This window comes from Wolbachia endosymbiont of Mansonella perstans (assembly GCF_020278605.1).
Classification (GTDB): Bacteria; Pseudomonadota; Alphaproteobacteria; order Rickettsiales; family Anaplasmataceae; genus Wolbachia.
Window position 1 is genome coordinate 1 of the sequence record NZ_JACZHU010000074.1, and the last position, 5,161, is coordinate 5,161.

The 5,161-nt window shown below is 33.9% G+C and carries 6 protein-coding genes; 2 read left to right on the top strand and 4 right to left on the bottom strand.

Annotated elements, in window-relative coordinates; translation table 11 throughout:
• The 3 genes from IHO13_RS04340 to ribF form a co-directional block, all read right to left on the bottom strand.
• The coding region (locus IHO13_RS04340) for a M16 family metallopeptidase (RefSeq protein WP_225538440.1) at positions 1-1,051 on the bottom strand (1,051 nt) is incomplete at its 3' end.
• A gap of 38 nt (positions 1,052-1,089) precedes the next feature.
• Positions 1,090-1,566 (bottom strand): signal peptidase II, encoded by a 477-nt coding sequence (lspA, locus tag IHO13_RS04345; protein ID WP_225538441.1) that lies wholly within the window; start codon positions 1,564-1,566, stop codon positions 1,090-1,092.
• Complete coding sequence (ribF, locus tag IHO13_RS04350; RefSeq protein ID WP_225538442.1) at positions 1,563-2,495, bottom strand: riboflavin biosynthesis protein RibF; 933 nt, start codon at positions 2,493-2,495, stop codon at positions 1,563-1,565. The genes lspA and ribF overlap by 4 nt, the downstream gene beginning before the upstream one ends.
• 67 nt (positions 2,496-2,562) lie before the next feature.
• Here ribF and IHO13_RS04355 point away from each other — a divergent pair, with 67 nt between their 5' ends.
• Both IHO13_RS04355 and IHO13_RS04360 read left to right on the top strand, forming a co-directional pair.
• The gene (locus IHO13_RS04355) at positions 2,563-2,931 is read left to right on the top strand and encodes a glutaredoxin (RefSeq protein ID WP_225538443.1); all 369 of its coding nucleotides are present in this window, start codon (positions 2,563-2,565) and stop codon (positions 2,929-2,931) included.
• 116 nt (positions 2,932-3,047) lie between these two features.
• Positions 3,048-3,920, top strand: coding sequence for a hypothetical protein (locus IHO13_RS04360; RefSeq protein ID WP_225538444.1), 873 nt, complete (start codon positions 3,048-3,050; stop codon positions 3,918-3,920).
• Positions 3,921-3,968: 48 nt separating this feature from the next.
• On the opposite strand, the gene IHO13_RS04365 is transcribed toward IHO13_RS04360, so the two are convergent.
• Entirely contained in the window at positions 3,969-4,478 is a 510-nt protein-coding gene (locus IHO13_RS04365; RefSeq protein ID WP_225538445.1) for a DNA-3-methyladenine glycosylase, read from the bottom strand.
• Positions 4,479-5,161 lie beyond the last annotated feature (683 nt).

Consider the following 5,161-nt stretch of genomic DNA (forward strand, 5'->3'; position numbering starts at 1 on the left):
TATCTAGCTCTCTTTCAATAACGTTTAACTTTATTCCGCTTTTTGGAATTACCTCAATATCAATGTAGCTATCACTAAAGGCTAACCCACTATAATAAGTAGATACTGAGACTGCTACACTTTTATCCAGAACCAAATCCTTATATAGTTTACTAGATTTGCCACCCCCTAACACTTCAACTGCCAAGTTAACGGCTGAGGTTTCATCTATGTTCTTGAACAAAGGAACACGATAACGAAAATACAAAACTGGTTCTTTTACTTCAGTGCTTTCCAAAGTTACCGATAGATCTGCATTATGTGCTGGATCCTGATTTGGGTAATGCCTAGTTGTAGGCTTAGCTTTTATTTCCCCATATTTTTCTCCTGCTAGTTCCACTACTTCATCGAATTCCACATCACCAACAATCAGCAGTATTGCATTGTTTGGGTGGTAATAGTTGTCATGAAACCTCATCATATCATCTTGATTGTAAGTTCTAATGTCGCTTTCCCAGCCGATAACAGATCTGCCATAGCCAGTACGGTAAAATGCACTATTCATTTCCTCCCATAGCAAATTGTTAGGATTATTATCAAATCTCATCTTCCTTTCTTCTAATACAATATTTTTTTTCCTATCTATTTTGTCTTGAGTAACATTAAAATTGTCCATTCTATCTGCTTCAACCTCCATTGCTAGTGGTAAGTCGCCCTTGAGGACTAATTCGTAGTAACAGGTATATTCTCTAGTAGTAAATGCGTTAAATTGCGCTCCAATACTACTCATAGTTGATTCTATGTCTTTAAATTTTCCTGTAGTTTCAAACATTAAATGCTCAAAGTAGTGAGCCAATCCTGCTTTGCCGATTGGATCATCCATTCCCCCAACTTTATATATTACTGCATGTAAAACGGCTGGAATCCGATGATTAGGTACAACATAGATATCTAACCCATTACTGAGTTTAGCGTGCTTTATATTGTGTTCTATATTTACAGCTCTCAGAGAGATTGGGTAAGTGAAAAACAATAAAGGTAGTATAAAGAAACTAAAAAATCTGTAAAGCATTGCCCTAACCTAATACAATTGAATTCGAAGCAACAATTTTATTCCTCATTTTGTTTAGAAATGAGCCTGTCGTATATGTACCACTTATACAGCAATACAGACATCCCGCAAGCTATATATATATCTGCTAGATTGAAAGCTGGCCAGTACCAACTGCCAATATGAAAATATATAAAATCATATACAGCTCCCCAGTAGATCCTGTCAACTACATTACCGATTGCTCCGCCAATCATCATAGAAAAACCAAAACAAGTTAATTTATCGCTAGATTTGTATATCAAGTATGCGAGTATGCTAATTATTAGTGTTGAAAATATTGAAAAAAAGAGATCGCTATATGGTAAAGTGCTAAACATTCCAAAACTAATCCCCGAATTCCATACTTCAACTAGTTTTATAAAGCTAGCAACTTCGATTGACTCTCCTTCATCAATTAATGAGTTTATGTACAATTTGCTCATCTGGTCAGTTAATATCATAATTAGTATGACAATTAAGCATAGCTTTTTCATAAATTTGTCCTCAACTGATGAGCTTTAAGTATATCATAATTTACCTGTTTTGTTAATTCTTCAATACTATGGAATCTTTTTTCTGACCTGATAAATTTTAAAAGTTGTATATTAACCTTATAGTCGTACACATCTTTATTAAAATCAAATATGTGCATTTCTACTATGGGCTTTTTCAAATCCTTAAACGTAGGCCTCATACCAATGTTGACTACTCCGTATAGCCAATTTGGATTATTGTCAGAAAATGCTGCCTTAGCATAATATGTACCAAACTTGGGTTTTATCATGCAGTCTTCTATCGGAATGTTTATAGTTGGAAATCCTATTTCTCTACCTCTACATGCACCTTTTGTTACAATACCAGAGACTTGATAAGGTCTGCCGAGCAATTTATTAGCAATCTCTATTTTGCCTTTCTGTAAATACTCTCTGATTGAAGAAGAAGAGCAAATTTCTCCATCGATTATCAATGGTTCTAATTCAGTTAAGGAATATCCATACATTTTAGAACGTTTCCTTAGAGTCAATGTATTACCCAGTCGTTTGTGACCAAAAGTACAACTTTCTCCAACAACTATGTGTTTAGCGCTATATTTGCCTGTTAGGATCTTACTAATGAAGTCATTGCAGCTGATTTGAGAAAAACCTTCATTGAAATTGATAATATACAAGTAATCTATGCTATAGCTGCTGATCAGTTCCTTTTTTTGTTCTTGATTTATCAATCTAAAGTTATTTCTGCCAAATAAGACTGTTGATGGGTGTGGCTCAAAAGTTAAAATTGCAGAGGGTAATCCTCTTTCTTGCGCTACTTTCTTTAGAGTAGAAATTGCAAGTTCATGCCCTAAATGAACGCCATCAAAATTTCCAAAGGTTAATGCTAAGTTATTTTCTATCTCCTGCTCACAACTATAAATAATTTTCATACAATTTGATATCTTATGTATATTTCTATATATAATAATTATATTTTATAAACTACGGAGATAAATCATGAAAAATATTAAAGGAAAGGTTGTAATATATGTAAAGCAGTACTGTCCGTTCTGTAAGAGAGCAAAGGAGTTGCTGGATGGAAAAGGTGTGGGATATGAAGAAATTGATGTGCTTAAAAGTCCGAATTTATTTAATGACATAAAGTCAAAATATAACGTTAGAACAGTTCCGCAAATTTTTATTACTGATGAAAATTGTAATTACATACATCATATTGCTGGATGTGACAAATTGATGGACCTTGAAAGAGAAGGAAAGTTAGATGATATGTTAAGTAGCAATTATGATAAAGCTGATGTAACAACTTACCCTAGCAACAATGATGAATATGAAGAATGTGTAGTATCACATAATGATTTTATGTGATTTTCCTTGCTTTTGCTGTCATGTGATGCATGAATGAAGGGTTAGTGTGCTCATTTTAAACAAATTTTAATGAATTAAAAATACAATTCATTTAGTTAGTTTTTTAGTGAGCAAAAATGACACAAAATATTTCAATTGTTAGCAAGAACTTAATTAGTATTGAACTAATCGACAAACAAGATTTAGAAAATTTCATCAAAATTTTTACAGTGCTTGACAAGCACATAGCAGCAAAAACACTTTTTGCAGAGAAGATGAGAATAGAGTATAAACAACATGACGGCATAGAGGTTGTTAATTTACTGAAGAGTTCAGGCTTTACATATCATGATGTTGAAAATGTATTACATCACTTGAGTAAACATGGAATGAAGGTGCCAAGCAACGTCATAGCACACACTCTCTTTTCTGCATACAATAATGCACTTGAATCTAAGGATATAGCGTTTTCCTTTTTTGAGGGCTCTCCACAGTATAACATTAGAGTAAATAAGAACATCTTTATAGTAACTCCTATGAGTGAAAAGGATTTGGAGCTAAGTTCTCAAAATAGCAGAATGTTCATAGAGCTGCTAAAGAGCGAAAAAAGCATTTATAACTGCATAATAAAAGAAAGTACTATTAATGTTGTAGTACATTCTGAGGTGCATCAGGCTATAAATTCAGTTACAAAATCACTGATAAAATCTAGCCTTTTAGCACAAGAGGAAGAAGCAAAACTTAAAGAGAAATTGAGACAACTTGCTTTTAAGGATCAAGCTTTTGTTGAGTACTCCAGCATCAAAACCATTAATAGATATCCACACAATCATCCTTTGAGAAAGTATGAAAACATTACTAAGGGTATAGAAAACATTCTATGTGATTTTATAGCAAATGGGAATAGTGAGTTTGCTATAGAGCAACTAAATAGGCTTAATTCGAAAGTCTCTCCAGATACTCCAAGAATTATTACTAAGACTATAGATAAACTTGTTAAGTTCCACTAAAGTATCTTGCATGTTATTCTTGTGTTGCGCACGGGAATAACATCAAAGTTAGAAAACCTTAAATCGCCAAAATTTCTCTTTACCTTTAATAATTCCAATTCTTGGGGTGCAAATATAATTTGGTCTGAGGTGAGATTCGTAAACACAAAATTTGTGGCTTATAGTGAGATCTTGTTTATTGTGTTCTTTGGTAATATTCAACCTTTTGCACAGTATTCCTGGTCCACTTAGATTTGCTTCAAGCGGTTTAGTGAGTTTCAATCCCCTTATCAATACTGCTGCTGGGAACCCTTCTGCTTCTGTTACGATGTTTAAACAGTAATACATTCCATATATAAAGTATACGTACGAAAACCCCGGCATACCAAACATTACCGAGGTACGATCAGTATAGCCTCGTGCTGCATGACAAGCTGGATCATCCATTCCTACATAGGCTTCAACTTCAGTTATTATTCCGCTAGAGTTGGAAAATTTGAGGACTTTTCCCAATAATTCTCCGGCTACAGTTAAGGTTGGCCGCTCGTAGAAATTTCTTGGTAGTATTGTGTTGTTCATTATAGAAGTATAAGTTACTTACATTTGCAAGCAACTTATACTGATACCAATCCCTACTACACAAAAAGCTGGTAGACAACAGTGGGAAAGCTACCCAATAGAAACAAAAAACTACTTGACAACCTTCGTCGTCACCCTTATCGTAGTACTGAAGCTGCTATTTATCTTCGGTCTGTACAGGTTAAGTGATAAAAAATTTAGCATATTTGGCATCTTATATTTAATTTTTTGTACTATGTGCACTGTGTGTCTTGTAAAGACTTCTTTTTACTTAAATATAAGCTGAAACACGCTTATAAGTCGTTTAAGACATCAAAAAACGCCAACATTAAATATTATAAGATAGCTAGTGAATAACTAGCTACCCAGGGTTTCTTTGCCTTTTTCCTGCTTAGTAAGTTTTTTAGCGTTAGATTAGTTGCGTAAGAGCAGCTTAACCTTAGCGCTGAGAATAAAAACGCCAATATTTGAGATACATATAAATAATTACCACCGACCGGGGCTTCTTTTGTCTTTTTATTCAGTAAATTTCTTAATGTTTATAGCTAGTTGCGATTTATCAACTGGATAGGAAGGTGTCATTCCAGCGCTTCCCCCTCTTATCATTCCAATGTTTTACACTGGAATTCAGTTCTTCATAAAAATGGTGCACTTTAACATAACTTTTATGCTCACTAACCTAA